The sequence below is a fragment of the Streptomyces sp. NPDC031274 genome (assembly GCF_055570235.1).
Window position 1 is genome coordinate 1 of the sequence record NZ_JBVIHP010000174.1, and the last position, 1,650, is coordinate 1,650.

Here is a 1,650-nt window from a genome sequence, read left to right on the forward strand (position 1 = left end):
GCCGCCGATGGACCTGCCCGCATTCCGGCAGACGATGAGGGAGGACTACCGACAGCGGTTCGTGGTCCTGCCGACCAGTAAAGCAGTGCTACACGAAGCCATGTTCCGAGAGGCCAACCTCATCGCGCCATGCAAGGAGCACAAGGGGCAAAAGGTTGGGAGCCGTGACGCGGCTATCTGGCTCGCTGCCGTCGAATCCGCCAACAAGACACCCTCAGAACAGGTGTACTTCGTCAGCAGCAACACCAAGGACTTCGGCGCTGCGACTGGACGAGATGACGTCTTGGACGATGACGTTAGCGGCCTGGGCTCCCGCTTCGTCCACAAAACGAACCTAGACGACGTGTTCGCCGACTTCACCCGCCCCGCCGACGTCTCAGACGAGGAGTTTCATCGGGTCCTGTCCTCGCCGCTCCACCTCGTAGACGGCAACTCGAAGTTGCTGGACGACTTCCTACCGTGGGGCCTGCCGGTGCAAGACCTGGAAGACGGGAGTGCGCGTCACGTAGTTGGATGCCAGTCCTCGCTTATGCCGCCGACTGCGTATTTCCTGGACTTCACGAACGCCTCCGCACACCAACTCGGATCCGTTGTCTGGTGCACGGCAACAGTGCGATACCTGCTGTGTGGGCTGTACAGCGACGCGACGACCGTCGCCGGGGCAACCGTGTTGACGGCCCGTGTGGCTGCATCACTCACGGGATGCCAACAGGCTACGGCGCTTCGTGCAATGTGCGTATTCCTTCCTGATCTGGATGACCTTCGAGCCGTTCCTGACACCGTGCTCGATGAATGGCGTCACGGAGCGGAGCAAGACCGACAGTGGACACCGTCCCAAGTCGTAGCGACTTCGCGACTACTCGACGCCTCGCAAACGCAGGCCCTGAGACCTAGAGAAGAAGCTATTCGGCGCCACCTCACCAGCCGGCGCGAGGGCCATCCGCCGTTCACCGACTAAGAGGTCGTTTTCACACGGTTTGCGTCGCCTCGCGTATCCCTCTACTTGCCCAGGTCCCAGGCGTGTCGATTTCGGGTACGCCTCCCCTACGCGAAGAGAGCATCGGCTCATGCCTTGGGATGAGACAGCCTTCGTGGGATGAGACCGGCAAGTCGGGCCTCCCAGACGGCTCATGAGGCGCATCTATACCTGTTGCCTGTCAAGTCATCCCCTGCCACAGGTGCATGTTGGGCTGAAACACACTTCCTAGGTGAAAACGACCTCTTAAGGAACACATGGACCTTGACGTCATCCTTGGCCCAGTACCGCCAAGGCGACACCCACGATAGACGGCATGCTCTGAAGCTCAGGAGCGACAACCCCAGTCCCTGTCTGCTGTCATGTGGCCTCGCGCCCGGCTCTGGCGAGGATGACGAGGACGTCGTCTGGACGGCCGCCATCGACCTGTTCGTCCTCAACACCGGCAATTCCTACGACGCGCCCGCCTGCCTCTTCGGGGTGCGCAACTCCTTCGGGTTCCAGCCGCTGGCCGAAGATCGCGGACTGCCCGAGGACCTCTCCGACGGGGTGCGTGCTGCCTTCATCGCATGGCTCGGACCCGAGTGGTCCCATAGCAGCACCTGGATCACCAGAGCCGAACTGGCCGCTGCCGACTGGGACGAGACCGACAGGTCCGGCGCGCACAGCCGTCG

General features: G+C 62.2%; 1 protein-coding gene and 1 pseudogene. Both read left to right on the forward strand.

Going from position 1 to position 1,650, the window contains the following annotated elements; translation table 11 throughout:
* Positions 1-958, forward strand: a 958-nt coding sequence (locus tag ACZ5CR_RS44685) for a PIN domain-containing protein (protein ID WP_468869275.1), incomplete at its 5' end; no start/stop codon positions are given.
* A gap of 282 nt (positions 959-1,240) precedes the next feature.
* Positions 1,241-1,650 (forward strand): annotated as a pseudogene (locus tag ACZ5CR_RS44690) (hypothetical protein); the annotation flags it as partial.